Genomic DNA, 25,770 nt, shown 5'->3' on the forward strand with positions numbered 1-25,770 from the left:
GACAACAGCATTACGCCTCCGCCGCCAGCGGGTCCGCAAACCTGACGGTCTCGACAACCTGCCGCAGAATCGCCCGGTACTCGCCCCGACGCGCCGACACGGTGGTACTCAACGTGAACACGGCCACGCGTTTGCAGTCGGGGTGGGGGATGTGGGCGTGGACTTGGAGGAGGGGGAGCTGGGGGAGGCCGCTGCCGGGGGTGGGGCCCGCCGTGGTCTCGCTGAGGGTGGCGGGACCGCTGGGCAGGTCGACGTACTCGATGCGGCTGTGCCCGACGGCTGCGGTCACGGCACGGGCCGCGGTCGCCGCTCGGGGGGCGGCCGCGGTGGCGTGCCAGGTGATGGTGAGGAAGGAGAGCAGAGGGCGGGGCCTGCCACCGATGTCGTCGCGGTGCAGACCGACGGAACAGTGAACAGTTCCGAACTCGCGTAGGGCCGCGAGCATCTGCTGGCCTGAGGCGACCAGCGCGATGAACTCCTGCCGAGCCATCTCGCTGGATGCTGATGCGAGCAACCGTGCCATCGCCTCGCGCAGGCTGTCCGCGCCCGGTGTGCCCGGCTCGGCAAGCAAGGCTTCCCACGGCAGAGCCGTGAAGCCGGCCGGTTCGGCGAACCAGAGTTCCGCGTGTGGGTCGTGGACGGATTCGTGAACAATGATCGCTGCGGGAGTCACCACGCGCCTCAGGAATTGACGGGATGGACGCCGACTCGGCGTCCGCGCTCGATGTCATCGTGTGTGGCCCCCCAGTCGGCGAAGCTCCAACCGCTCCGAGCGTCGATTCGCTGCTCAATGACATGCAGGCGACGGGGGGCAGTTCCTTTGCGATTAGGTGCGGCGATCACCCCGATGAAGCGCGGATCACCGGCGAACCAGACGGTTTCGATATCAGCCTTCAGATGCGCCCGAGCACGAGGAGCCATTCGGCGGGCCCACCACTCCATGCGGAGATGCCGAGAGAAGACGAGCGGCAATTTCTGATCCTGTTTTGCCGGATTAGGGAACTCGAACCACCCGTAATGCTTGCTCATCACTTCGGGGCGCTTCGTCAATCCGCGAGGAGCGCCCTGCTCCACTTGCCAGGGATACGTGCGGAGAATACGCAACATCAAAAAGGCCGCCGGAAAGTACTTCAACTGCGTCAGGACGCGATAGGGGCCATAGATGAAGTACGGCATGAACACCCACACCACCCAATTCGGCGTGTAAGTCGAAATTCCCAGGAGGGCGACCCACCCGCCGGCCCAGCAAACAAGGCCGAGGACGTTCATGACCATGTGTGAGAACCATGACCATCGCGTGGCCGGATGCGCCCAAGCCCTACTGCAGGAGACAGGGTCCATAATTCGCACCTTCCTGTGTGACGTCAAAAGACATGACGAACAAGACCGATGATTGCCCCGTTGTCCAGAATCAAGCGAGAGCCGTCGATGGCCGCCACCGCACCATCCTTGATGCCATCGTCTTCTGCGTCCACGGCTTTGCTATAGAGCGCGAATCCGCCCGTCGCAGTCCCTGTCAAACCTGATGCTGCGGCCGCAACCTTCGCAGCCTTCTCTGGATTGCCGAAACCGCGCACAGCCCGCGCGACCAGACTGTTCTCCAGCCCGGAGATATGACCGGCTTCATCGAGCGACCTCGAGCCGAAGGTGGCTGCCTTCTGCCAGAAGCTGAGCGACGACGTACTCGTCCGAGTAGCGTGCAACGCTTCGATACTTCCTTTGGCGACGGCCCCCACTCCGGGCAATGCACCGGCGAAATCCGCCCCCACTGAAACGGCGTTGCTCCAGAAGTCGGCATCGAGTTCACCCTTGGTGATGCCGTCAAAAATGGATGCCCGCACCTCCGGGTCCATGAGTCGCAGCGCAAGCGCGCCCGAGCTCAGACCCGAGGCAGTCAACAGCAGCGCGGCCAAGGTCGCGACCCCCCACCCCATCGGCCCCGCCAGAAGCAGCGCCGCCACCCCCACCAGCCCCGCCGTGAAGCTGAGGATGTCCGGCAGGTTGTCGCCCAGCCAGTCGAGGGCCTCGTCGAACCACCCCGGCTCATGCGGCACCAGCTTCTTCGTGGCGTCACGAATTTTGCGCGCCCGGTACCCGGCCTTCTCCTCATGCTCGCCGGCCAGCCTCTTCGCCTTGCCGATGACCTTGTTCAGCTCGGCCTGGGCATCGTCCAGGTCACCGTTCGCACGCGTGAGGACCTTCTGGTCGGGGTCGTCGCCCACCTTGTCCACGCGCCCCTGCGCCCGCTCCACCGCGGCCCGCGCGTCCCTCGCGTCCTCCTCCAGCTTCCTGGCCCGCCGCTGGAAGTCACCGAGTTCGCCCTCCCAGCGGTCGAGTTGCCGGGCCGCCTTGCGGATGGAGTGCGCCGCGTTCTTGAGGTTCAGCGGCAAGGGCCCGCCGTCGAGCTGCTCCCGGAAGGCGACGGCGGCGTCGCCCTTCCAGTAGCTGCCGTCGAGCAGCTTGGTGACGAGGTCGTACGCCTCTTGGAGAACCTTGGCGCACCCGCTGAGCTTCTTCTCCAGCCCCCGCACGGCCTCCGTTTCACCCGGCACCGGATCGAACCCGAGATGCGGATAGCTCGGGTTCGGCATGCGCGGCGCGGACTTCAGCCCCTGCGGCTTGTCCAGATCCGCCCGGGACCGCGGATCGAGCGCGGCACCGTATGGGTCGTTCTCGGCCGTGACGGTCACTTCGCGCCGCCGCCCTTGCCGTCGCGCGACGCCCGCACCGCCTCCTCGAGCGCCTTGTCGACCTCGAGGTAGCTGTCCCTGCTCTTGCCGATGATCTCGGCGAGGTCCTCCGTCTGCTTGCCGATCTCCTCGGAGCCGTACTTCCAGTCCTCCTGGAAGGACTCGCACGCGGAGTCGAGATCATCCGTACCGAGCCCGACGATCGTGGCATCGGACAACGCCTTGCGCACACCCCTGAGCGAGCTCGATGACCGCTTCAGCGACTTCATGAACCGCCCGAGCTCGTCCCCATCGACAACCAGCCGCTCCGCCACGTACCCCGTCCCCTCTCACCGGCCCACCCGCATCGATGTGAGGAACGACGTCATCCGAGTTTCGTGGCGCGGTTACGCCCGTCGCCCCTCGCCGGGGGACCACATTGCGCACTGACGGTTGTCGACGCGGGTGCGCGGTTGACGGTGGGGGGCGTGCGTGAACGGCGTGGCACCTACCGGCTTCCGAGGTCCGGCAGGGCCGCGCTCACCGCCGACGCCCCGCGTCGAGAGGATCTGGGAGGTCTGACAGACACCGTCGGAGTTCTTGTCGCCCCGCGCTTGAGCTGACCATCCGATCGAAGCACTGCACCTCAGGCGAAGGGCGGGGAGACACCGACGCGCCGTTGCCCGTGTCAGCCCCCGCCTTCTCGCCCTTCTCATGCGATGCACTGTCGCCGACGTTGCTTCGAATCAGCGGTTGACGGCCTGGATCTCCTGGACGACGACGTCCTGCGTCGCGCCGAACGATCCGTCGGGGAGATCGCCTCCCGCGCCGTCGCTGCCGGTCCAGTGGATTTCCCACGTGACCGTCGCCTGAAGCGGGAATGTGCCGTCGCCCGAGGAACGCAGGTACTTCACTCCGCACGGTGGCGCGGCGTCCGCCTTGCCCTTCGCGTACGGCTCACCGATACGACCGTTGTTGATTTCGCATACGCCCGAAGCCGGGTAGGTTTCGGCATCCGGGGTGCCCGGCTTGATCTCCAGTGAGACCGGCTCCGCCGTGGCCGTCGCATTGATACCGAGGACCTCCACGGACGCGGTGACCGAAACGGGCTTGAACTCGGCAGCGTCCAGCCACGCCCACGTCGGCAGGTTCACCTTGGTCGCCTCCGCGGGCGCCAGTGTCACCTCGGTGCCCGGGACGCGGATCTCCGCGTAGGCGAGTTCGGCGAGGACCTCCGGGGTTACGGCGTTCTCGATGTCGGCGGGCGGGGGATCGCCGACATCCACCCAGAAGTAGTCTTTTTTACACGAGTCCCAGCCCGGCGGGTAGCTCTTGTCCACGTACGAAGCCCACCAGTAGCCCTTGCCGGTCTTGTCCTTGTTGAAGCCCTTCTTCTCGTCCTTGGCGTTGTACTTCTCCCGCTGCTTGGCGTCCCACTCGTACCCCGTAGAGCCGACCTCCCAGATCGGTTCCAGGTAATCTTGGAGCTGCTTCGGCGTGTACTTGGGCGCGTACCAGCATGCCGGCGGGGTCCAAGACGTGGACGAGGTCAACGCCCCAGCAGAACCGCCGCTGCCGTTCTTCGAACGGTCGAAAACGACGCCAGCGACCGATACCCCGACTGTGCCGTCAGGGCCAGTCTCCGCGCTCTGTTCCGTTTCCCCGTCCGTTCCGCCGAAGCCCTTCTGCGCGTGGGCTGGGCCAACAGCGCAAAGGATCAGGGTGGCCAGGCCAACAGGCAGGACCAGGAATTTACTTCGGTTCATGGCTGGCACTTTGAGCTCCCCCGCTCCGAAACCAATCGCTCGGTAACCCAGACACCGCTGCCATTCTTGCGCAGAGTGCCTGCATATAGGACGTAGCTGTCTTTCGTCGCCGAGGTGACGTCAGTCTTCCCCGTCTTGAGGAACTTGTTGAACGCCTTGCTCTGGTCCTCGCAGTACACAAGTGAAGCGGTGCCGTCATCCTTGGCGTTCACGCTTTCACCGTAGTAGCGAGTCACGCCGGTCGTACGCGCCTTGTGATCAACGAACTCCTGGATGTACTTCTGGCTCCCGGCGGCGGCTTCGCCTTCGGAGTAGAAGCGATAGGCCGCGTGAAGCGCGTCCTGCTCCGCAATGGCCATGTCCACGGCCCTGATGCGCTGTTCGGCATCATGCAGCACGGCATCCTTGACTGGATCGCCGGTCTTGCCCCACTCGAACTTGTACGTCACATCGGTCGGCAACTCGATCTTCGGTCGGTCCGCCGTCGACGGTTCGGACGTGGTCGGTGAGGCCGACGGGGTCGAACTGCCCGTGTCCGCCCCCGCGATCTTGTCCTTCTCGTCGGAGGAGCTGTCGTCGCCTCCGCATGCGGACAGCGTCAGGGCCGCAGCGGCGGTCAGCGTGAGCGCTGCGAGTAGGGAGGGGCGGCGGCGAGTCACGGTGGGCTCCTGGGTGGGACGAGGGTTCTCTTCAGCGAAGCAACGCTATCCACCGGGCTCCGGTGGCACCAGGGTGAAACCGGTATGCCCACGGTGCCCTATGGGTCCAAATCAGCCTTACGTGTGGCTTCTTCGGCCATAACGGTTCCGTAACACGAGAGGGTCCGCACTCCGGTTGCAGGGTCCCCGTGTTGTTCCAGAACATTTCGTAGAGGAAGCAGCAAAGACTCAGGACGTGGCGGCGGGGAGGCGTGTCGGGATGGGGCGGCGGCTATGGCGGGACGGGGCGGGTGTGTTGGTGGTGGAGGGGGTGGACGGGAGACCTGGCGTGCGGGTGCCGCTGGAGGTTGCCCGGTCGTACCGTGCGCGTGCCCGCGGGCTGCTGGGGCGGGACTCCCTTGACGGGGCGATGCTGCTCACTCCCGCCAACAGCGTGCACACCTTCCGGATGCGGATGCCCATCGACGTGGCCTACCTCGACCGGCGGTTCCGCGTCATCGCCGTACTCACCATGCGGCCGGGCCGGCTGGGGTTGCCCCGGGTGCGTTCCCGGCATGTGCTGGAGGCCGAGGCCGGGGTGATGGCCGGGTGGGGGGTGCGGGCGGGGGCGCGGGTGGAGGTCCTGGGGGGTGTGGTGGGGTAGGTAGGGGCTGGTTCAGGGGGTCACCACGTGGAGGGTCGCCGTGCCGTCCGCGCTCGTCGTTGCCTGGATGACCACCGCGTCCTGCTGTGCGGCCGGGCGGGTGTCCCTCAGGGGGCCGCAGGAGTTGCCGCTGCCGTTCGCTCGCAGGACCGTGAGGCAGCCCTGGCCCTTTCCGCTCGCGCCGCCCTTCGACTGGCCGTTGCCCGACTTCACCTCGTACTCGATCTTGTTCGGGCCTACCTCGGTGACCGACAGCGTTGTCGGGCTGCCGTCCGGGCCTTCAAGGCGGATCGTCACGGGCTTGGTCACCGTGATCTCGCAGTTGCCGTCGGTGCAGGCCGCGACGTCGGCGGCGGAGGCGGAAGCGGAGGGTGTCTCGGGGGCCGGGTGGGAGCGGGTCGACGTGGGCGGTGCGGCGGAGGGCTCCTCGGACGAGTTGCAGGCGGGCAGAGTCAGGATCGTCAGGGTCGTGAGGGCTAGTGGCCATCCCCTGCCCAGGTACTTCTTGGTGCGGTTCGGCATCGGGCTCTCAGCCCTCCGTGCGGGGGAAGGAGACCTCTACCCTGCGGTTCTTCTTGCGGCCGGCCTCGGTCGCGTTGTCGGCGATGGGGTACTGCTCGCCGTAGCCGCGGACCTCGTAGGTGATGCCGGCGTCGTTCAGGGTCTGGGACAGGACGTCGTGTACGGCGTTGGCCCGCTTCTTGGAGAGGACGTCGCCGTGGGCGGAGGAGCCGAGGTTGTCGGTGAAGCCGAAGACTCGGACGCGGGTCGCGTTCTGGGTCTTGATCTCCTCGGCGATTCCAGTGATGCGGGACTTCGACTGGGCGCCGAGTTTCGCGCTGTCCTTGCCGAAGAGGACCTCCGCCTGGAGCGCGAGGGTCACGCTGGTGTTGGTGTCCTCGCGGCGTTCGTCGCCGCTCTGCTCCTCCACGACGGATTTGATGTCCAGCACCTTCGCCTGCGCGAGCGTGGCGCCGTCGGGGATCTTGAGGTCCGGGTCGGCGGGGTCGACCTCCACGGGGGCGGAGGGGGAGGCTTCCGTGCCTGGAGGATCGTTCGGGTCGTCATCGGCGGATGCCGCATTGGTGGCGTAGATGGTCGTGGCGAACATGAGGGTGACCGTGGCCAAGGTGCGGGTGATGCGCGGGGTTGGGGTCATGGTGCACCTCACCCGGAGATGGGGATGGTCGCGCTGGCGAAGGTGGGGAGTTGGAACGTCACCTCGGTGATGCTCGCGGGCGGAGAGGGAAACTGCATGAAGACAGGAACAGAGTCGCCGGCCTTGATCCTCGGCATGTTCGTAGTGGTGAGGGGACGGCCATCCGTGTCACGAAGCACGTAGTAGCGCTTCTTGCCCGTCGAATCCACGAGTGTCGCGCCACCCAACGATGACCCGTGCCTGATGATCTCCGTTTCGTCGCCCGCGGTGCGTACGGATACACGGGCCGGCTCGTCACCGTCATTCTTCAACTCACCGCTGACGGTGACAAACCCCCCAGCGTCTCTCTGGGCCGAAGTGAGCTTCAGGATGAGCCCCTCCTCCCCCTTGAGCTCAGCCAGCGGTTCGTCCGATCCCTCCTGAGCACTTGGATCCGAGCCACCGTCCTTGGAAGCAGACGCCGAGCTTTCCGACTTTCCGTCTTCGCCGTCGCCACCGCTGCAGCCGGCCACGCTCAGGGCAAGGCCAGCCCCGACGACCACTGCGATCACCCCTCTGCGGGCCTTCATGGTGAACCGCATGTTCATGCCCCTGCTTTCCTCGTCCTTGTCGATAGCTAGTCAGTCGGCCAGATGGACGTCAAACAGTTCCGCTGCTGTCGGCAGGTCTTCCAGATTCTCCGGATCCAGGTCCCATTGCTTGTCCTGGCAGGTGAGCTGGGGCAGCACGTCGTCCTCTGCGCCTTCCATGGGAGGTTCAAAAGTGCACGCGGGTTCGATCACGGCAGTCGCAGATTCGCGGGACTTCTTGTCCTCTGTGCCGGGCACAATGGAGTCCCCGACAGGCCTGTTCGTCTCCACGTCTACCGTGAAGCCGAGCCGTCCTTCCGGATGGCAACTCAACACACGGGCGTTGTTCTGCGCGGCGAGCTGCTCGCCGCGCCAGCACGAAGGCAGGAGGCCCGCCACATCACCATCGAAAATGCCTCGCCACCTGGCCGGATCCCGGACGTCGTCGATCCACATGGCCGCGAGTTGATCGCGCGTGTCCTGCGCTGCCGCGAGGGCCGCCGCGTCGGCGGCCGTCTGGGCGCCGTTCCGATTTGCCGAGGCCTGGCCGACCGCGAAGTACGCGAACGCCAGAAAGAGCAGGCCCCCCACCACCGTGATGTAGATGGGGAACGCCTGCCCCGCGTCTCCGCACGTCGGACGGCGCATCAGCCGCCGGTGACCTCGTCGATCTTGTCCACGATCGCGTCGTAGATCGACTGCCCGATATCCGTCCCCGTGATCGCCAGCACGATCGCCACCACCACCGCGATGATCCCCAGGTACTCCACAGCCGTCTGGCCCCTGTCGTTGCGGGCGGCGGCGCGGGAGTGCAAGTAGGCGGCTGTGGTGTGGAGCCAGTTGGTCATGGTGTTCCCCTCCAGGGTGGACGGCTGCTGTGGGTCGGTCCATCGAGGTCGCCCCGGGTGCGCGGCTGATGTGGGGAGCGGGCCGCCGGCCGGTCGTGCCGGGTGTCGTGTTGTCCACGAACTCCACCCCCCTCGCGCTCCGTTGGGACCCCGACCTGTCGGGAGTACCAGACAACGACTCTCCCACAGCAGATTGCAAGTGCGAAAGGTATTGCACGGAAGTAGCCCGACTGGGCCATAGATCATTGGTTGTTGACGTCATCGCTTCGTGTGCAGTCGCACCGTGATGGTTTACGCCGCCCCCTTTCACCGGCTGCGTGTTCGACATGACGTCCTCCTCCCTCCCTACTCGCCCGTGATCGTTCCGAAGTCCGTCCCCGAGCCCAGGATCAGACCCGCGCCGAGGAGGATCATCGTGGCCGGGACCATGAAGGTCGTGATCATCATCGTGGCCTTGGGAACCGCTCGCGCGGCCTTGCGGCGGGCGTTCTGGGCGTCGGTGCGGCGCATGTCCTTGGCCAGGGAGACCAGGGTCTCGACGATGGGGGCGCCCAGTTCCTCGCCCTGCTGGAGCGCGGTCACGAACATCGCCACCTGTTCGGAGTCGTTGCGCCGGCGCAGCTCCGCGAAGGCCTGGCGGCGGCTCATGCCGAGGTCCATCTGGCGGAGCGTGATGCGGAGTTCGTCCGCCCAGGGGCCCTCGTAGCGCATCGCCACGCGGTCCAGGGCCTGGCGGAAGCCAAGGCCCGCGCTCACCACGACCGCCAGTACGTCCAGGAAGTCCGGGAGCGTGCGCTCGATGACGTCCTTGCGGATGCGGATCGCCGACCAGATGCCGACCTCCGTCCAGAACGCGCCGAAGGCCAGCAGGAGGAGGGCGACCACGAACTGACCGCGCAGGAGGAAGACCAGGAATCCCAGCGCGCCGAGGAAGCCGTAGACCGCGCGGCGGGCGGCGTAGCGGTCGATGGTCAGGCCGCCGGGGTTGCCGGCCAGGTCGATCCTGCGGCGGTACTTGGCCACCAGGGCCGGGCCCATCAGGCGCAGGACGGCGGGGGCGTAGCGCATGCCCATGCGGTCGATGAGGGAGTCCACCGGGCCGGTGCGGGTGGAGCCGACCTCCAGGGCGAGGGCGAGGTCGTCGGGGAGTTTGGCCTCGGCCCGGTACATGCGGATCCCCGCGAAGACGCCCCACACGGCCACGCCCATGAGGAGGGCGAGGAGCAGTTCGATTCCCGGTCCCGTATCCGGTCCCATATCCGGTCCCATTCCCAATCCCGGCCCCGATCCCGATCCCATTCCAGCCCCTCAGACGTCGATGCGAGAGAGGCGGCGGATGAGGACGAAGCCCACCGCGTAGAGGGCGAAAGCGGTGATCACCGCCGCCTGGCCGATCGAGGAGCCCGTCATGCGTTCCAGGGCGCCGTCCTTCACGCCGTTCATCAGGAACAACGAGCCGACGCCCAGGACGGGGACGGCGTACGAGGTCATGTTGACCTGGGAGAGTTGCGTACGGACCTCCCGCCGGGTCTCTTTGCGCTCCTCCAGCGTCTCCGTGAGGTTGCGCAGCGCGCTGACCACTTGGCCGCCCGCGCGGTTGGAGAGGACGAGGGTGGTGACCAGGACGACGAGTTCGCGGGACGGGAGGCGCTCGGCGAGTTCGCCCAGGGCGTCGTCCATCGAGGCGCCGATGGCGAGTTGGTCGGCGACCTTGCCGAGTTCCTCACCGGCCGGGGCCTCCAGTTCCTCCGCCGCCATGCCGATCGCGGTGCGCAGGGCGAGGCCGGCCTGGGTGGCGTTGGCGAGGATGCGGGCGAGTTCGGGGAGCTGGTTGATGAACTTCTCGATGCGTTTCTGGCGTTGCCAGTTGAGGAACTGGACGGCGGCGCCGATGCCCAGGAGTCCCGCGAGCGGGCCGAAGAAGGGGGCCAGGACGGCCTGGCCCACCAGCCACAGGCCGGCGACCGCCGCGACCATGTAGGCGAAGAACTCGCCGGGCGTGACGTCCAGGCCGGTGGCGGCCAGGCGCAGTTCCAGCTTCCTGCCGAGCTTGGTACGGCGCAGGCGGCGGTCCAGGGTGGGGAAGCGGCGCCGTCGGCCGGTGACGGGTATCTGCCCGGTGGCCGCGAGGCGGTCGACCAGGGCGGCGCGCTGGGCCCGGCCGGCGGCGTAGGAGTGCAGGCCGACGACCGCCAGGACGCAGGTCAGCAGTGTGATGCCGGTGGTGAGCGTGACGAGCGTTTCCAGTTTCATCGGGCGGTCCTACCTGGGTCCATCGGGCGGTCCTGTCCGGCTTCCGACCGGCGGTCGTGTCCGGCTTCCGTTCGGCGGTCGTGTCCTGCTTCCATTCGGCGGTCCTACCTGGCCTCTCGGGTCGTGAGCTGGTCCAGGGAGTGGGCGACGCCGAAGGCCTGCGGGACGGGCTGGTTGGCCATGTAGAGGCGCTCGGCGGTGCGGTGCGGGAGGGGGAAGTACTCGTACGCGCCGTGCACGCGACCGTCGGCGGTCATCGGGCGGGCGTTGAAGCGGGCGACCGTGGCCAGGCGGTACGGCTCGCCCCCGTGGCTGGCCAGCAGGGCGATCTCGGTGATGCGGCGGGCGCCGTCGGCGAAGCGGGTGAGCTGGACGACGACGTCGACGGAGCTGTTGATCTGGTCGTGCAGGGCGACGAACGGGATCTCCACGTCCGACATTGAGGCCAGGGTCTGGAGGCGCATCAGGGCGTCCTCCGCGCTGTTGGCGTGGACCGTTGCGAGCGAGCCGTCGTGACCCGTCGACATGGCCTGGAGCATGTCCAGGGACTCGCCGCCTCGGACCTCGCCCACGACGATGCGGTCGGGGCGCATACGGAGGGAGTTGCGGACCAGGTCGCGGATGGTGACGCGGCCCTGGCCCTCGACGTTGGGCGGGCGCGACTCCAGGCGGATGACGTGGGCCTGCTGGAGCTGGAGTTCCGCCGAGTCCTCGATGGTGATGATGCGGTCGGACTCGGGGATGAGGCCGGAGAGGGCGTTGAGGAGGGTGGTCTTTCCGGTGCCCGTCGCGCCGGAGACGATGATGTTGAAGCGGGCCTGCACGAGGCCGGCCAGCAAGTACAGCATGTGTTCGTCGAGCGAGCCGAGGCCGATCAGCTCGTGCAGGGTGAAGGAGCGCGGGAAGCGGCGGATGGTGAGGGTCGCGCCGGTGAGGGAGAGCGGGGGGATGATGACGTTGACGCGCTCGCCGGAGGGGAGGCGGGCGTCGACCATGGGGTTCGACTCGTCCACGCGGCGGTTGACCGTGGAGACGATCCGCTCGATGGTCTGCATCAGCTGGTCGTGGGAGGCGAAGCGGAGCGGGAGCTGTTCGACGCGGCCGCCGCGCTCGACGAAGATCGCGTCGGGGCCGTTCACCATGATCTCCGTGACGGACGCGTCCTCGAGCAGCGGTTCCAGGATGCCGAGGCCGAGGGCCTCGTCCACCACCCGGCGGATGAGCTGGGAACGTTCAACCGTGGACAGGACCGGGCCCTCACGGCTGATGATGTGGCCGAGGACCCGTTCCAGCCGGGCCCGGCGTTCGGCCATCGCGAGGGAACTCATCTCCGCGAGGTCGATCTCCTCCAGGAGCTTGGCCCGGTAGGAGGCGACCAGGTGTCCGTCCTCGCCCCGGCCGCCGTGCTCCTCGGGCGAGTGGATGCGTGCGCGCAGGCTCATGCGTCCTCGGCTCCTCGGTCAGTGGTCCAGCGGCATGGTGGCCGTCCGGGTGGCGGGGTCGAAGTCCCAACCGGGGACGATCGAGGGGATGTCGACGGTGGCGGTGACCGTCACCTCGTCGCCGCCGTACGAGGGCGGACAGTCGGTACCGTCCGCCAGCCAGCTGCTGACGGCCGCCGCGCAGGCGCCCTGGGCGCTCTCCTGGAGCGAGGCGCTGCGGGCCCCGGCGCGGGCCGCGGTGCCGGCCTGCTGGGCGGTGTAGGCGATCAGGCCCAGCTGTACGACGGCCATGCCGACGATGATCAGGATCGGGACGAAGCCGAGGTACTCGATGGCCGCCTGGCCCCGGTCCCTGCCCCAGCCCCGGTTCCGGTCCCGGCCCCTCGCTCGCCCGCCGCCCGAGCCCCTGGAGCACGCCATCTCAGTCGTCCTCCTCCTCGACCGCCCCCGCGTGCCCGTGCACGGTGAACGGGAAGCTGACGGTGCCCGGGAAGAGGATGGGGACCTCGATGCGCACGTCGGCGGTGACGTAGCCGCCCGCGGTGCCGCAGTCCACTCCGGCGCCCCCCTCCCACGCGCCCGGCAGCTTGTCCCGGCCCGCGTCCTGGCAGGCTCCCTGCCTCGCCCCCCGGTCGGCCGCCGTGGCCGCCCGTACCGCTTCGTCCGCAGCATTCCCCGCGAGCGTGTACGTGTATCCCACGAGGACTAGCTGCCACAGCACCACCAGCGTGGCGACGATCGCCGGGATCATGCCGAGGAACTCGATGGTCACCTGACCGGAGTCCCGGGATCCGCACGATCCGCACGATCCGTCTGATCTATCCGATCCGCCCCGTAACCCGCTCATCCCGCACCGTCCTTCCGGCGCCGGAAGCTCGCCGCACCCCGGTCGCCGCGGAAGCGGCCGTGGCCCTTGCGGGCTTCCTCGGGTGCGCTGACCAGGCCCAGTTCGCCGGCGAGGGCCCACAGGGCCTGTTTCACCGTGCTCCGGGAGTCGAGTTCGTGGACGCGGCCGGCGTCCACGGCGCCCTGGAGTTCCTTGAAGTTGGCGGGGACGGCGGTGCCCGCGATCGCGGTGCCGGTGATCCGCTGGATCAGCTGGGGCTGGATCTCCGTACCCCGCGTGTGCCGGTTGACGACCACGGTCGTCTCCTCCGCCTTGCGGATCTGGAGCCGGTCCCACATCCGCACCGCCCGTTTGGCGCCCCGTACGGCGACCACGTCCGGGGTGGTGACCAGGAGCGCGGTGTCGGCCATCTCCACGGCGGCCGCGCCGGCCCCGCCGAGCTGGGCGCCGCAGTCGATGACGACGACCTCGTAGCGCTGGCGCAGGGCGCCGACGATCTGGCGGGCGGCGCGGTCGGTGACCTCCTCGCCGCGTTCTCCCTCGCCGGGGGCCAGCAGCAGGGCGAGGCCGCTGTCGTGCCGGAAGACGGCGTCGGCCAGGACACGCGGGGAGAGGTCGGTGATGGCGGCGAGGTCGGCCACGGAGCGGCGGAACTGGACGTCCAGGAAGGAGGCGACGTCGCCGGCCTGGAGGTCCATGTCGAGCAGTGCGGTGGGGCGGCCCGACGCCTGTGCGGCCAGGGCCAGTTGGATGGCGGTGAGAGTGGTGCCCACGCCGCCCTTGGCGCCGCTGACGGTGACGACGGTGCCGCCGGCGCCGGTGAACACGTCGCCGCCGCTGCCGAGGTGCCGGCGTACGCCCACCGACCACTGGGCCACCGCCTGGACGCGGCTGGCGAGTTCCTCGTAGCCGAGCGGGAGGGCGACCAGGCCGCGGGCGCCGTAGTCCATGGCGGCCTGGAAGAGGCCGGGGCCGGGGTCGGAGGTGACGAGGATGACGCCGACGGCGGGGAAGCGGAGGGCGACCTCGCGGATCAGTTCCAGGGCCGGCACCGGGCCGATGCGCTCGTGGACGATCACGACCTCGGGCAGTTCGTCGACCGACTCGGCGGCGAGGCGGGCGAGGGTGTCGACGAGCTGGGTGGAGTCGGCCACCGGGGCGACCGGTTCGGCGTCCGGGAGCTGGCTGAGCAGGGTGGTGAGGGACCGTACGGCGTCCACGTCGCCGACTGCGGGGAGGATCCTCGTGGCCATACGGGCTCTCACTTGTCCTTCGCGAGTTCGTACGTCCGGTCCTTGTCCGGGACCGTGGTGTCGCTGCCGGGCGCGACCAGCGCGAGCCGGACGCGCTGGGCGAACGACTCGGCGTAGGTGATGCGCTGGGCGTCGATGGTGGACAGTGCGAAGGTGATGGGGACGGCGTCGGTGGGCTCCCGGTCGCGGCTGTTCTCGTCGGGCTCCAGTGAGGTGAGTTCGCCGACGTCGATGACCCGGGCGTTGGTGACGATGATCTTCGACTGGTCGGGGGCGCCCTCGCGCTCGCCCTCGAAGGTGGCGTACACGTTGACGGCCGAGCCCGGCGTGATCTTGCCGGCCACGCCGGTGGCCGCGTCGATCATGATGGCGACCTCCTGCTGCCCGGGCCGCAGGGCGGGCTGGTCGACGATCATGTCGGTCTGGAGCAGCGAGCCCGCCTTCAGTCTCGTCACGGCGATCTTGCCGCGGACCTGGTCGAGGTCGGTGACGGCGTTCTTCGACAGCCAGCGCTCCGGCATCTCGATCTCCTCGAACTGCCCCTCGCTCAGCGGCGTGTAGGGCTCCACGTCCGACTTGAGCCGGTACGCGGCGACCTCCGGTCCGACCTTGGACTTCACGTCGTTCACGACGGACAGCACGCCGGCGAACGCGCCGAGGGCGCAGAGGACGGAAAGGATCAGCAGGATGATGCCGCGGCGCTGACGGGAGTTCATGAGCCGTGCAACCTCATTGGGGGAATCGGTCGGACCGGATCGGATGGCGGGGCGGACGGGGCGCTGGGGACCTACCCGGTGAGAGCCCGTCTCTCACGGCGGCGGCCGAGGGCGGGATCGCGGCGGTGGCCGAGGGCGGGATCGGCGCCGCGGCCCAGAGCCTTGCCGCCGGGGGCGTCGTAGACGGGCGGGGTGGCCGAGCAGAACACGCAGCGGTCGCCGATGACGTCGATGCCGCACCAGTGGCAGACGCTCTGCCGCACCGAGGTGACCAGCTGGTAGAGGACCGAGAGGTCGGGCAGGTAGGCGCAGAACTCGGTCAGCCGGCCGGTCCCCCACCAGCCGGGCGACTCGGCGGGCAGCGGCATCTCGCGCAGTCCCTGCACGCGCCAGGACGGGGCGAGGGTGCCGGTGACCCAGTCGGCGGGGTGCTGCCCCTTGGCGACCAGCAGCCAGGTGCCGAACTCGGGTCCGTCCAGGCCCGCTTCGGGTCCGATCCTCACGAGCTGCGGCACGGGGTGGGCCACGACCCCGAACTGGCTGCCGGGCATCCAGGACCTGGCGTGCGTCTTCAGGCCCACCGGGACGCGGTCGAGCCGGGCGACGGAGCCGAGCAGGGCGCCGGCGTGGATGTAGTGGGTGAGGAGGCGGCCGGCCGAGGCGAGCACGCCGGGACTGAGGTCGCAGGAGGCCAGTTGGCGCAACTGCCGGGCCAGCACGGCGAGTCCGAGCGGTGGCAGGGACGGCCGGAACAGGGCGATGCGGTCGCTCTCCAGGAGGCCGCGGACGGTGTGCAGCCGTCGCTCCACGCTCGCCGGGGCGGCCTGCGAGCACACCACGATGACGTGCCCGTACTGGTCGAGGAGGGACTGGAACTCGGCCAGCACGTGCTCCAGGGGGCGCTGGTCGACGTCCTGGAGCACGACCGCGGGCAGGGTCCGTTCGTCCTGCGGCGGCAGTGCCATGTCGGCACTGGTCACGGCGATGGCAGTTGGCACGCCCGGCTCCCCGTCTCCCATGCCCGTCGGGCCGCCGGCGTTGCCCCGGCACACCCGGATGACTTCACTGCGTGACTACGTGAGCACTGTATCCACGCGTCTGTGACCGGAGAACAGCGTTTCCGTTGCTCTGGAACAACTTATGTTGCACAAGGTGCAGTAAACCGGGGCAGGTTGAGCATTTCCACAGGGCGGCGAGGCTGGTCCGGACCTACCTCTTGACACCTCAATTGGTCTGGACCAACTTGTACGTCAACGTCCCCACTCCCCCACCGGAGGCCCCAGTGGAGCCCGTACGCAGACCGCTCGGCAGACGGCTCGGCAGACGGACGAAGTTCTGGGCGGGAGCCGTCACCGCCGCGCTCGCCCTCTCGGTCACGGCCGTCGGCCAGGCGTCCGCCGCCGACGTCAACAACGCGAAGAACGCCGGTTTCGAGGCCGGCCTTTCCAACTGGACCTGCTCCGCGAACAGCGGTACGACCGTCTCCTCCCCCGCCCGCACGGGCTCCGCCGCGCTGAAGGCCACGCCGGCCGGGCAGGACAACGCACGCTGTTCGCAGAGCGTCGCGGTCAAGCCCAACTCGACGTACAAGCTGAGCGCGTGGGTGCAGGGCGGGTACTCCTACCTCGGCGTGACCGGCACGGGCACGACGGACGTGTCCACCTGGACCCCGGACTCGGCCTCCTGGAAGCAGCTGACGACGACCTTCACCACCGGCTCCTCGACGACCTCGGTCTCGGTGTACACGCACGGCTGGTACGGGCAGTCGGCCTACCACGTGGACGACCTGTCCGTCTTCGGCCCCGACGGAGGCGGCGGCACGGACCCCGACCCCACGGTCCCGTCGGCCCCGGCGGGCCTGAGCGTCTCCGGTACGACGTCCTCGACGGCGTCGCTGGCCTGGAACGCGGTGTCGGGCGCCACCGGGTACAACATCTACCGCGGCGGTACGAAGGTGACGGCGGTGACCGGCACGTCGGCGACGGTGACCGGCCTCGCGGCGTCGACGTCGTACTCCTTCCAGGTCACGGCGGTCAACGCGGCCGGTGAGTCCGCGAAGTCGGCGGCGGTGACGGCCCGGACCACGGAGCAGGGCGGCGGGGGCGGCGACCTGCCCAAGCACGCGGTGACCGGCTACTGGCAGAACTTCAACAACGGGGCGACGGTCCAGAAGATCTCCGACGTGCCGGCCGCGTACGACATCATCGCGGTGGCCTTCGCCGACGCGACCACGACGCCGGGCGCGGTGACCTTCAACCTCGACTCGGCCGGGCTCGGCGGCTACACGGTCGACCAGTTCAAGGCGGACGTCCGCGCGAAGCAGGCCGCGGGGAAGAAGGTCATCATCTCGGTGGGCGGCGAGAAGGGCACCGTCTCGGTGAACGACTCGGCCTCCGCGACCAACTTCGCGAACTCGGTGTACGCCGTGATGCAGGAGTACGGCTTCGACGGCGTCGACATCGACCTGGAGAACGGCCTCAACGCGACCTACATGACGCAGGCCCTGCGCGCGCTGTCGGCGAAGGCGGGCCCGGACATGATCCTCACGATGGCCCCGCAGACGATCGACATGCAGTCCACCTCGGGCTCCTACTTCCGGACGGCGCTGAACGTGAAGGACATCCTCACGGTCGTCAACATGCAGTACTACAACAGCGGCACGATGCTGGGCTGCGACGGCAAGGTCTACGCCCAGGGCACGGTGGACTTCCTCACCGCGCTGGCCTGCATCCAGCTGGAGAACGGCCTCGACCCGTCCCAGGTCGGCCTCGGCCTCCCGGCCTCCACCCGCGCGGCGGGCGGCGGCTACGTCGCCCCGTCGGTGGTCAACGCCGCCCTGGACTGCCTCACGAAGGCGACCAACTGCGGCTCCTTCAAGCCGTCGAAGACGTACCCCGCCCTGCGCGGCGCGATGACCTGGTCCACGAACTGGGACGCGACGGCGGGCAACGCGTGGTCGAACACGGTGGGGCCGCATGTGCATGGGCTGCCCTAGGGGCGGCTGACCTCTCACCCTCGCCCGCCGGGAGGTGGGCGAGGGTGAGACACAGGGCCGTCGCAGAGCACCCTCGAGCCGCCTTCTTTGTCAGACGGGTACGTTTCCCATGGTCAGATGCCCGTCGTGGAGGTACTCGATCAGCACACCCTCGTCAGCGGCGAACAGCCACACGTCGTCGCTGGTGTACAGGATCTCTTCGGCGTGTGCGGCTGCGCTTGCCGAAGTCATGGCAACAGCGGGCACCGCGAGATTCCCCCACAACGCCACCACCAGAGACCTCTGTGCCGACACCCGGGACAGCCAGGTCGCGATCAGTTCCGCAGCTTCCGATTCTCCCGAAGTGAAGGCCTCCTCCACATTCCCGCAACGCCCCCAGTCGATTCCAGCCCAGGCCGAACGCGGGAACCTGCGCAGACTCAGGCCCTCAAATACTTCGTTCTCTGCTTCGTCGAGCACCATGAACGCACGGCGCTCGTCGGGGTCCAGGCTTTCCAGCAGGTCTGCCAGACGAGCCTTCCCCGTTCCGTACACCGTGGACATCCCCACTAGGAGTTTTCCTTCAGGATGCGCTGGCCCCTTCACCGGATCGTAGTCCACACGGAACTGCTTCCACTCCCCGCCGACCCGCGTCTCGAACCCGACCACTCGACCATGGGCTGCGGAATTCCCGAGACGACTGACATAAGGAACGCGTGTGTGCGGATCTATGTCACCGAGAATGTCCAGGGCCCTGTTTCTGGCTTGCTCGTAGGAATCGAAGGGTACTTTGCCGTCCTTGTCCTTCCCCACGTTGATCTCAGGAAGGCGCTTCCCAGCTTCATAGGCCGGCGCGAGACCCAGAGGATCGACCCACGTATGTGGGTTGTGGACGTAAGTAGCCGGGTTGGGGGCAGGTTCGAGACCCAGGGGGTCGAAAGTGACGTATCGAGCCGTCTCCGGATCGTAGTGCCGCAAGAAGTTGTAATGGAGCCCGGTCTCCGGGTCGTAGTACTGACCAGGAAATCGCAGGGGCGTGTAAGCGGTACTGTTCACGGGCCAAGCGGTTGTCCCCCAGAGCGTGCTACGTGCGCGCCAAGCGACCTCGCCCTGCTCATCGATGAGTTCGGCGGGAGTACCGATCAGATCGGTGATCACTGCATAGAAGCGTTTGTCAATCTCCTCTTGCGGTGCGTCCGCCGCTGTGATGCGCTCGGCCTGGGCCACGGGGTGCAGCCCCTGGTGCATCCAGGTGAGCGTGACGGGATTCGGCGCCTCGGCGGATGTCGTCGTCTGCTCGCACAGCGTCGTACCGTCCCATGCGAAATCGACGCGCTCCACGACCGTCGCGCCGTCATCGGAGAGTCGGATTTTGGCCGTACGGCGGCCCAGTGGATCGTACGTGTACTGCCAGCGGGTACCGTCAGGAGTGACCACCGACGTCAAGCGGTCCTCTGCGTCCCATTCGTAGCGCCAAGTGTCCGGTCGGCGCGACAATCGGGCCTTCTGGCGGAGCACGATGCGGCCAAGGGCGTCGTGCGGGTTGAGTCTCAGGCGTTCGAACGCGGCGCAGTTCAGCTTGAGGCCCTTGCTGAGCTTGGCCAGGTCGGCGGGCTTGAGGGCCTTCAGGCCCTTGCCGAGAGCCTCGCCCCGCTCAGCCCTTCTTCGCCCGCGCCGCGGCCGTCAGTAGCACGTCCAGCAGATCGAAGGCGTCGGAGACGTCGCCCATGAACTTCGCCTCCGTCTCCCACTCCTCGTCCAGCTGTTTCGTCAGCTCCGCCAGGGTGGTCATGCCCTCCTCGATGTCGCCCTTCGCGCCCAGGAGCGAACCCAGGGCGCCGAGGGCGGACAGGTCGTGCGACGCCGACTCGAACTCCTGCAACGGTTTCGCCGTGTGGTGCCCCACCGCACGCAGCCCCGACGCCGCCTTGTGCAGCGACGCGGCCTCTTTCGCCAGGTCCGCCATGCGGGCCCCTCCCCCGTGATTCACCCTGTGCAGATGCCAACTCGTCGACCGTAGTGAGGGCGGGTCTGCGGAAGGTATGGGCATCCTCAAGGGCGAGTAAAGATCGACTGTGACCTACGTCGTCAAGGCGCCCCGTACGCCGCCGGGCTCCCTCGCCTCGCCGAAGCCCCATGTGCCGTCGCAGGCGCGGCAGACGCAGGCCAGGAGGCGGAGGGCGGCGCGGCGGCGGGTGTCGCAGGCGGTGGCCAGGTGGGGGGCTGGTGTGGCGGGGGGTGGAGTTCGCCGACCGTTTGCAGTGCCGGGTTCAGCATGTCCGCCAGGCCGTGCGCCCGCAGGACCTCCCGCGTCGTCGCCCGCGCCAAGGCGGGGCTCGCCAGTGCGGCGGGGAGCGTGAAGCTGTAGGCCAGGGTTTCGGGGATCGGGGGTGTCGGATCCGCCGGATAGGCGGGGGCGGCGGGGCAGCGGTGTGCGGGCATGGTGAGGCCTTCGTCGGGCGGGCGGTCGGTGGCTCCGTGCCTAATTTGGCACCCGTCGGTAAAAATTGCGCTCGTTCGTGGGTAGCGGGTCGGCCCGGCGGCAGACTTGCCCACTGCGAAGTGGAGGGAGCGGCATGGGAGCGAGGGCGTCTGCCACAGCACGTCAGAAGCGGCTGGGGATCGAGGTCCGTCGCGTGCGCACGTCGGCGGGCATGTCCGCGGAGTTCGCCGCAGGGCTGCTGGGAGTGGACCGGGGCACGATCTCGCACATCGAGTCAGGAGTACGGGCGATCAGCCCGGAGGGGGTGCGCACCCTGGCCTGCAACTGTGACTGCCCGGACGCGGAGTACGTCGAGGCCCTGGTGAACATGGCCGCACCCGGCCGGCGGGGGTGGTGGGAAAGGTATCGCGGGTCCCTGCCCCAGGGGATGCTGGACATCGCGGAGTTGGAGGCGCACACCGTGCGCATGCGTGCTGCCTACTCCATGCACATTCCGGGGCTGTTGCAGACCTCTGACCACGCCATGGCCGTCTTCCGCGTCGTCATCCCGCAGTTGCCCGAGCACGAGGCTGCCCTGCGTCTGGCCCACCGCGTCGCGCGTCAGCGCGTGTTGGAGGGCGCCGACGCGACGCCGTTCGTCGCCATCGTGCACGAGGCGGCACTCCGGATGCAGTTCGGTGGGCGCGAAGTTGCCAAGGCGCAGTTGCGTCACGTGCTGGGGGTGTCTGAGCAGGACCACGTGACCCTCCTGGTCATCCCTTTCGCCGCCGGTGCCTTCCCCGGCGCAGGACAGACCGTGTTGTACGCGGAAGGGCCGGTGACACAGCTGGACACGGTGCAGGTCGACAGCTCGCACGGGCCGGACTTCCTCCACGCCGAGGCTCAGTTGGCGAAGTACCGTGCCCACCTGGACTGGATGGACCGCATCGCCCTGTCGCCGGCGGCGTCGCGCGACTTCATCCGCGCAATCGCCAACGATCTGTGAGGAGATGCTCGATGAGCAACGCCATCTGGGAAGAGCCCTTCTGCGGCGAAGGAAATTCCTGCTTCCGCCTCGGTACCGACGCCACCGGCAACGCCTACATCGCCATAGCCGGTGAAGAGGACGCCGCCCTTACCGACAGCCGGGAAGCCCTCCGACGCATGATCCTCGACATCAAGGCGGGGAAGGCCGACCACCTGCTGTGAGATTCGTATGAAACATTTTCCGGGGTTCGCCGCATCAATGAGGTGAAGGCAGTTCACTACAGCGGTGGGCCGGGGGAACGTGTTCATGAGGCAGGGGCGGGCGGACGAGTACGCCGAGTTCGCGGGGGCGCGGGCCGGGCATCTGTACCGGTCTGCCTGTCTGCTCACCGCCGGGGACACGCATCTGGCCGAGGACCTGGTGCAGGAGACCCTCGGCCGGCTGTACCTGCGGTGGGGGCGGGTGGCGCGGGTGGAGAACCCGGCCGCGTACGCGCAGACCGTGCTCACGCGGGCCTTCCTCGCCCATCAGCGGCGGCGCAGCAGCGGGGAGCGGGCGACGGATGTCTTCCCCGATCTGCCGGGCGCCGGTGACGGGGACGCGTCGCTGCGGCTGACGCTGCTGGACGCGCTCGCGCGGCTGCCCGCCAAGGACCGGGCCGTCGTCGTCCTGCGGTACTGGGAGGACCGGTCGGTCGAGCAGACCGCCGACGTACTCGGCGTCAGTTCGGCGGCGGTGCGGACCCGGTGCTCGCGGGCGCTCGGGCGGCTGCGGGAGCTGCTGGGCGAGGACCTGTCGGAGTACGCCAGACCTTGAGAGCCGCGACGGCTGCCGTTCGGTTCGTCTCACCTCGTGGAAAGGGTGGTTTCGCCATGCCCCAGGAACATGGCCGGGATGCGTTCGAGGACCGGCTCTCCGCCGCCCTGCGCGACGCCGGTGACGGCTTCGAGACCGATCGGGGCGCCCTCGTCACCGCCGGGCGGGTGCGGGGGCGGCGGGCGCTGCTGCGACGCAGGACGGCCGTGGTGGGCGGAGTGGCCGGGGTCGCCCTGGCCGGGGTGGGCGGGGTTCTGGTCCTGCCCGTGGACGAACCGGCCGGGCCCGCGCGGTCCAGCGTCGCCTCGAGCGGCACTCCGACCGCCGCCACGACCGCCTACTCGGGCGACGCCCTGCTGCGGGAACTCAAGGCTCAGCTGCCCAAGGGCGTGACCAGCCAGGAGGAGGCCAGGGGGACGCACGACTGGCCCGGACCGACCGCGGCGCTCGTGTTCGACGACAGCGCCGGGGCCGCCGCGATCTCCCTGGGCGTCGAGCGGCTCCGGCCGGGGAGCGACCGGGTCCGCGACGTGGGGAAGTGCCCCGACAAGAAGCTCAGGGACTACGACGACTGCGTCACCGACCGGCTGGCCGACGGCTCGCTGCTCCGGTTGTACCGGGGCTACGAGTACCCGGACCGCCGCGCGGACACCAAGCTCTGGACCGCCGAACTGGTCACCGCCGAGGGGCACTACGTCACCCTGTCCGAGTGGAACTCCCCCGCCCAGAAGGGCGCCCCGGTCAGCCGTGCCGAACCTCCCCTGACGACCGCGCAGTTGCGGGGGATCGTCACCGCCGGGGTGTGGCGCCAGGTGGCCGACGCCATCCCGGAGCCCCGCAGGCCGTCGGCCGCACCGAGCACCGAGCGGCCCCGGGCGGCCTCCGGGAAGGCCGTCGCCGGCACCCTCGCCCGGCTGCTCCCCAAGAAGCTGAACGTCGTCGCGCAGGGCGGGCAGGAGTCCGGCTACGCGTACGTCGTCGTGGACGACGGACGGGGCGAGAGCCTCGTCCAGATCAACGTGCAGCACGGCATGGGCAAGGCCGCCGACGAGCTGTACGGCGACGGCGAGACCCTGCCCGACGGCACCCGCGTCGCCACCCGGCAGAGCCCCGGCGAGAAGGGCGGCTCCGGCGTCGTGATGTGGACCGCCGACACACTGCGCGCCGGGCCGGACGGCTTCCGCGTGGTCATCAGCGCCTTCAACACCGGCGACCAGAACGATGCCGCCACCCGCGACACTCCCGCGCTGTCCATGGAGCAGCTGCGGGAGATCGCGCTCAGCGAGGAGTGGGACGGGCTGCGCTAGCGGAGGTGCGTGTCCGGGGATCGAGGAGGGCAGCCGACCCTGCCCTCCCCCATGCCCCGGAACCGCTTGCCGGCCGCCCGACGCCACGGACAATGAGCGATTGACTCCCGGCCCCTGTGGAAGGACCCGCCGTGCACAGCCGTGACGAACACCTCTCGCAGAGCTCGGGCCAGACGCGCGGCCGACCGGCGGGCAGCCGACCGGCGGTCCGGAGCGACGGTCCGCAGGCCCTCCTGCGGACCTTGCAGAACGACGCGGGGAACGAGGCGGTGGCACGCACGATCGCCTCCGGGGCCAGTGAACGGCAGTTCGCCGGTTCCGCGTTACCGCTGCAGAGGGCGGCCACACCGACGGTGCAGCGGGCCCCGCAGGTGCTGAACACGCCCGTGGGCCAGACAGAGGGCTTTGGCGGCGGGCTCAGCGACGACGATGTCCGGCTGCTCGGTGAGACCGCCGTCCGGGTGAAGGAACTCATGGCGCAGGCCCAGGACGCGGGCAAGCAGGTACTGCTGTTCATCGGCGTGGGCACGGGCAACCCGCAGGCCGCCTGGGGCAACCCGACCGGTTCGAAGGCCGGCGGGATCACGGACGCGGACCAGCAGTCGCCGGGCTTCCTCGCCCAGGCTGAGCAGCAGAGCTACCAGGTCATCTCCGTCAACTTCAATGTCGGAGACGGCGCGGCGGTCTCGGAAACGGGTAGCAGCGGCTCCGTGGCGAGGCTTTCGGTGCCCGCCAAATTCCCGCTCGACGCGGACGGGAAGAAGAAGGCGGAGCGCGCCGTGGCCGCGCTCCACGAAGCGGCCGGGAAGGCCGACCGCTTCGCAATCATGAACGCGGTCACGCAGGCCGACTACCAGCCCCTGATCGACCTGGCGAACGCCAAGAGGAACGGGCAGTCCGCCTACCTGAAGTCGTACATGGCGGACGGAAAGACCAGCGCGTTCTCTCCGATGACCAAGAAGAAGGGCATGCAGTCGGAGGGCGGTAATTTCTCCTCGATGGGTGAAGTCTTCGGGGCGGACATGACCATGGAATAGGAGCCCCCTGCGCCGCCTCTAGAAGAACTCCGCCCACGGCTGGTCCCAGACCTGCTTCACGCACAGGACCAGGAACAGCAGGCCCGCGATCGCCAGCATGCCGTTGCTCAGCCAGCCGTTGCGCCACTCGCGGGGGGTGCGGGCGGAGTTGAGGAGCCACAGGAGGGTCAGGGCGAGGAAGGGCATGAAGGCGGCGCCCAGGACGCCGTAGATGATGATCAGGCGGAAGGGCTCGTCCTGGAAGAGCAGGACGATGGGCGGGAAGGTGAGCCAGAGCAGGTACGCGCGGAACGCCCAGGAGCGTTCGCGGCGGCCCGAGGCCAGTTCGTCGCCGCGTGCCTCGCGCTCGCCGCGCTGCCGGGCCAGGAAGTCGGCGAACATCAGGCTCACGCCGTGCCAGACGCCGATCAGGGAGGTGAAGGAGGTGGCGAAGAAGCCGATCAGGAAGAGCTTGCCCGTGGCCGTGCCGTACTCCTGCTCCAGGATGTCGCCGAGCTGGATCAGGCCCTTGTCGCCGCTCGCGATCGCGATGTTCGCCGAGTGCAGCAGTTCCGCGCCGACGAAGAGCATGGCGATGACGAAGATGCCCGTCGTGGCGTACGCGACCCGGTTGTCCAGGCGCATGACCTTCATCCAGCCGGTGTTGGTCCAGCCCTTGGCGTTGACCCAGTAGCCGTACGCGGCCAGCGTGATGGTGCCGCCCACGCCGCCGATCAGGCCGAGGGTGTTGAGGATCGAGTCCTTCTCGTCCGGGAGGACCGGGAGAAGGCCGGCGAAGGCGTCGCCGAGGTTGGGGGTGACGCGGATCGCCAGGTAGACGGTCACGACGAACATGACGCCCACCAGGACCGTCATGACCTTCTCGAACACGTTGTACTTGTTGAACCAGACGAAGACCAGGCCCACCAGACCGCAGGCGATACCCCACCATTCGAGGTCCATCACGTCCGGGAAGAGGGCCTGGAGCGGCAGCGCGCTGGACGACATCGCGGCCGCGCCGTAGACGAAGCCCCAGATCACGGCGTATATCGCGAAGAACGACGTGGTCCAGAGGCCGAGGCTCGCCCAGCCCTCGAAGATCGTGGTCCCGGTGGACAGGTGCCACCGGCCGCACGCCTCGGCCAGGGAGATCTTGACCAGGCAGCCGATGACCGCGGCCCACAGCAGCGTGTAGCCGAAGTTGCTGCCCGCGATGAGGGTGGCCACGAGGTCGCCGGCGCCGACCCCGGTCGCCGCGACGACGATGCCGGGGCCGATGTAGCGCCAACTGGACTTACGGGGAGCCGAGTCGGCCGCGCCCGCCACGCCTGTGTCTCTGGTGTTGCCCGTGATGTCCGCCATGAAGGTCAAGTAAGCCCATGGCCGCCGGTCGGACAAGAGGGCGTGCGCGGATCTTCACTCG

Annotated in this window: 28 protein-coding genes and 1 pseudogene; 7 read left to right on the plus strand and 22 right to left on the minus strand. The window is 68.7% G+C overall.

Going from position 1 to position 25,770, the window contains the following annotated elements; all coding sequences use genetic code 11:
• Positions 1-10 precede the first annotated feature (10 nt).
• From ACFC1X_RS36530 to ACFC1X_RS36555, 6 genes are all read right to left on the minus strand, one after another.
• Positions 11-676 carry a hypothetical protein gene (locus ACFC1X_RS36530; protein WP_376362727.1) on the minus strand — a complete coding sequence of 222 codons (666 nt, stop codon included), beginning with the start codon at positions 674-676 and terminating at the stop codon, positions 11-13.
• Between the two features lie 5 nt (positions 677-681).
• Positions 682-1,275, minus strand: coding sequence for a hypothetical protein (locus ACFC1X_RS36535; RefSeq protein ID WP_376362730.1), 594 nt, complete (start codon positions 1,273-1,275; stop codon positions 682-684).
• 89 nt (positions 1,276-1,364) lie between these two features.
• The gene (locus ACFC1X_RS36540) at positions 1,365-2,690 is read right to left on the minus strand and encodes a hypothetical protein (RefSeq protein WP_376362733.1); all 1,326 of its coding nucleotides are present in this window, start codon (positions 2,688-2,690) and stop codon (positions 1,365-1,367) included.
• The gene (locus ACFC1X_RS36545) at positions 2,687-3,004 is read right to left on the minus strand and encodes a hypothetical protein (RefSeq protein ID WP_376362736.1); all 318 of its coding nucleotides are present in this window, start codon (positions 3,002-3,004) and stop codon (positions 2,687-2,689) included. Before ACFC1X_RS36545 ends, ACFC1X_RS36540 begins: the two co-directional genes overlap by 4 nt.
• Before the next feature lie 411 nt (positions 3,005-3,415).
• Positions 3,416-4,444 (minus strand): hypothetical protein, encoded by a 1,029-nt coding sequence (locus ACFC1X_RS36550; protein ID WP_376362738.1) that lies wholly within the window; start codon positions 4,442-4,444, stop codon positions 3,416-3,418.
• The gene (locus ACFC1X_RS36555; protein WP_376362740.1) at positions 4,432-5,094 is read right to left on the minus strand and encodes a hypothetical protein; all 663 of its coding nucleotides are present in this window, start codon (positions 5,092-5,094) and stop codon (positions 4,432-4,434) included. The genes ACFC1X_RS36550 and ACFC1X_RS36555 overlap by 13 nt, the downstream gene beginning before the upstream one ends.
• A gap of 259 nt (positions 5,095-5,353) precedes the next feature.
• Between ACFC1X_RS36555 and ACFC1X_RS36560 the strand changes: the two genes are divergently transcribed.
• Positions 5,354-5,737 (plus strand): DUF192 domain-containing protein, encoded by a 384-nt coding sequence (locus tag ACFC1X_RS36560; RefSeq protein WP_376362744.1) that lies wholly within the window; start codon positions 5,354-5,356, stop codon positions 5,735-5,737.
• 12 nt (positions 5,738-5,749) lie between these two features.
• Here ACFC1X_RS36560 and ACFC1X_RS36565 read toward each other — a convergent pair whose 3' ends face one another.
• The 13 genes from ACFC1X_RS36565 to ACFC1X_RS36625 all read right to left on the minus strand — a co-directional run bounded on the left by ACFC1X_RS36565 (position 5,750) and on the right by ACFC1X_RS36625 (position 15,843).
• Positions 5,750-6,259 (minus strand): hypothetical protein, encoded by a 510-nt coding sequence (locus ACFC1X_RS36565; protein WP_376362747.1) that lies wholly within the window; start codon positions 6,257-6,259, stop codon positions 5,750-5,752.
• 7 nt (positions 6,260-6,266) lie between these two features.
• Complete coding sequence (locus tag ACFC1X_RS36570; protein ID WP_376362750.1) at positions 6,267-6,896, minus strand: OmpA family protein; 630 nt, start codon at positions 6,894-6,896, stop codon at positions 6,267-6,269.
• Positions 6,897-6,904: 8 nt separating this feature from the next.
• Complete coding sequence (locus ACFC1X_RS36575; protein WP_376362753.1) at positions 6,905-7,483, minus strand: hypothetical protein; 579 nt, start codon at positions 7,481-7,483, stop codon at positions 6,905-6,907.
• A 33-nt stretch (positions 7,484-7,516) separates the two neighbouring features.
• Positions 7,517-8,113 (minus strand): pilus assembly protein TadG-related protein, encoded by a 597-nt coding sequence (locus ACFC1X_RS36580; protein WP_376362756.1) that lies wholly within the window; start codon positions 8,111-8,113, stop codon positions 7,517-7,519.
• On the minus strand, positions 8,113-8,313 hold the full coding sequence (locus tag ACFC1X_RS36585; RefSeq protein ID WP_361640732.1) for a hypothetical protein: 201 nt from the start codon (positions 8,311-8,313) through the stop codon (positions 8,113-8,115). Before ACFC1X_RS36585 ends, ACFC1X_RS36580 begins: the two co-directional genes overlap by 1 nt.
• 345 nt (positions 8,314-8,658) lie before the next feature.
• A complete protein-coding gene (locus ACFC1X_RS36590) occupies positions 8,659-9,570 on the minus strand; it encodes a DUF5936 domain-containing protein (protein ID WP_376362760.1) in 912 nt (303 codons plus the stop codon).
• A gap of 51 nt (positions 9,571-9,621) precedes the next feature.
• Positions 9,622-10,566 (minus strand): type II secretion system F family protein, encoded by a 945-nt coding sequence (locus ACFC1X_RS36595; protein ID WP_376362763.1) that lies wholly within the window; start codon positions 10,564-10,566, stop codon positions 9,622-9,624.
• 104 nt (positions 10,567-10,670) lie between these two features.
• Complete coding sequence (locus tag ACFC1X_RS36600) at positions 10,671-12,008, minus strand: CpaF family protein (protein ID WP_122615988.1); 1,338 nt, start codon at positions 12,006-12,008, stop codon at positions 10,671-10,673.
• A gap of 18 nt (positions 12,009-12,026) precedes the next feature.
• The gene (locus ACFC1X_RS36605; RefSeq protein ID WP_376362766.1) at positions 12,027-12,428 is read right to left on the minus strand and encodes a TadE/TadG family type IV pilus assembly protein; all 402 of its coding nucleotides are present in this window, start codon (positions 12,426-12,428) and stop codon (positions 12,027-12,029) included.
• A gap of 1 nt (position 12,429) precedes the next feature.
• A complete protein-coding gene (locus ACFC1X_RS36610; RefSeq protein ID WP_376362769.1) occupies positions 12,430-12,855 on the minus strand; it encodes a TadE/TadG family type IV pilus assembly protein in 426 nt (141 codons plus the stop codon).
• Entirely contained in the window at positions 12,852-14,108 is a 1,257-nt protein-coding gene (locus ACFC1X_RS36615; protein ID WP_376362771.1) for a CpaE family protein, read from the minus strand. The genes ACFC1X_RS36610 and ACFC1X_RS36615 overlap by 4 nt, the downstream gene beginning before the upstream one ends.
• An 8-nt stretch (positions 14,109-14,116) precedes the next feature.
• Complete coding sequence (gene cpaB, locus ACFC1X_RS36620) at positions 14,117-14,824, minus strand: Flp pilus assembly protein CpaB (RefSeq protein WP_376362774.1); 708 nt, start codon at positions 14,822-14,824, stop codon at positions 14,117-14,119.
• Positions 14,825-14,895: 71 nt separating this feature from the next.
• The gene (locus tag ACFC1X_RS36625; RefSeq protein WP_376362777.1) at positions 14,896-15,843 is read right to left on the minus strand and encodes a hypothetical protein; all 948 of its coding nucleotides are present in this window, start codon (positions 15,841-15,843) and stop codon (positions 14,896-14,898) included.
• Between the two features lie 263 nt (positions 15,844-16,106).
• Between ACFC1X_RS36625 and ACFC1X_RS36630 the strand changes: the two genes are divergently transcribed.
• Complete coding sequence (locus tag ACFC1X_RS36630) at positions 16,107-17,819, plus strand: chitinase (RefSeq protein ID WP_376362780.1); 1,713 nt, start codon at positions 16,107-16,109, stop codon at positions 17,817-17,819.
• 819 nt (positions 17,820-18,638) lie between these two features.
• Here ACFC1X_RS36630 and ACFC1X_RS36635 read toward each other — a convergent pair.
• Positions 18,639-19,337: pseudogene (locus ACFC1X_RS36635) on the minus strand (RHS repeat-associated core domain-containing protein); the annotation flags it as partial.
• Between the two features lie 115 nt (positions 19,338-19,452).
• The gene (locus tag ACFC1X_RS36640; protein ID WP_376362783.1) at positions 19,453-19,764 is read right to left on the minus strand and encodes a hypothetical protein; all 312 of its coding nucleotides are present in this window, start codon (positions 19,762-19,764) and stop codon (positions 19,453-19,455) included.
• Positions 19,765-20,374: 610 nt separating this feature from the next.
• On the opposite strand from ACFC1X_RS36640, the gene ACFC1X_RS36645 reads away from it, so the two are divergent.
• From ACFC1X_RS36645 to ACFC1X_RS36665, 5 genes are all read left to right on the plus strand, one after another.
• On the plus strand, positions 20,375-21,226 hold the full coding sequence (locus tag ACFC1X_RS36645) for a helix-turn-helix domain-containing protein (RefSeq protein ID WP_376362786.1): 852 nt from the start codon (positions 20,375-20,377) through the stop codon (positions 21,224-21,226).
• A gap of 11 nt (positions 21,227-21,237) precedes the next feature.
• Entirely contained in the window at positions 21,238-21,429 is a 192-nt protein-coding gene (locus ACFC1X_RS36650; RefSeq protein ID WP_376362789.1) for a hypothetical protein, read from the plus strand.
• A gap of 85 nt (positions 21,430-21,514) precedes the next feature.
• The gene (locus ACFC1X_RS36655) at positions 21,515-22,024 is read left to right on the plus strand and encodes a SigE family RNA polymerase sigma factor (protein WP_376362792.1); all 510 of its coding nucleotides are present in this window, start codon (positions 21,515-21,517) and stop codon (positions 22,022-22,024) included.
• A gap of 56 nt (positions 22,025-22,080) precedes the next feature.
• Positions 22,081-23,331 (plus strand): hypothetical protein, encoded by a 1,251-nt coding sequence (locus ACFC1X_RS36660; protein ID WP_376362794.1) that lies wholly within the window; start codon positions 22,081-22,083, stop codon positions 23,329-23,331.
• Between the two features lie 131 nt (positions 23,332-23,462).
• Entirely contained in the window at positions 23,463-24,368 is a 906-nt protein-coding gene (locus tag ACFC1X_RS36665) for a hypothetical protein (RefSeq protein WP_376362797.1), read from the plus strand.
• A gap of 18 nt (positions 24,369-24,386) precedes the next feature.
• On the opposite strand, the gene ACFC1X_RS36670 is transcribed toward ACFC1X_RS36665, so the two are convergent.
• The gene (locus tag ACFC1X_RS36670; RefSeq protein WP_376362799.1) at positions 24,387-25,709 is read right to left on the minus strand and encodes an Nramp family divalent metal transporter; all 1,323 of its coding nucleotides are present in this window, start codon (positions 25,707-25,709) and stop codon (positions 24,387-24,389) included.
• Positions 25,710-25,770 lie beyond the last annotated feature (61 nt).

Origin of the sequence: Streptomyces sp. NPDC056128, assembly GCF_042263835.1 — a bacterium.
Taxonomy (GTDB): domain Bacteria; phylum Actinomycetota; class Actinomycetes; order Streptomycetales; family Streptomycetaceae; genus Streptomyces.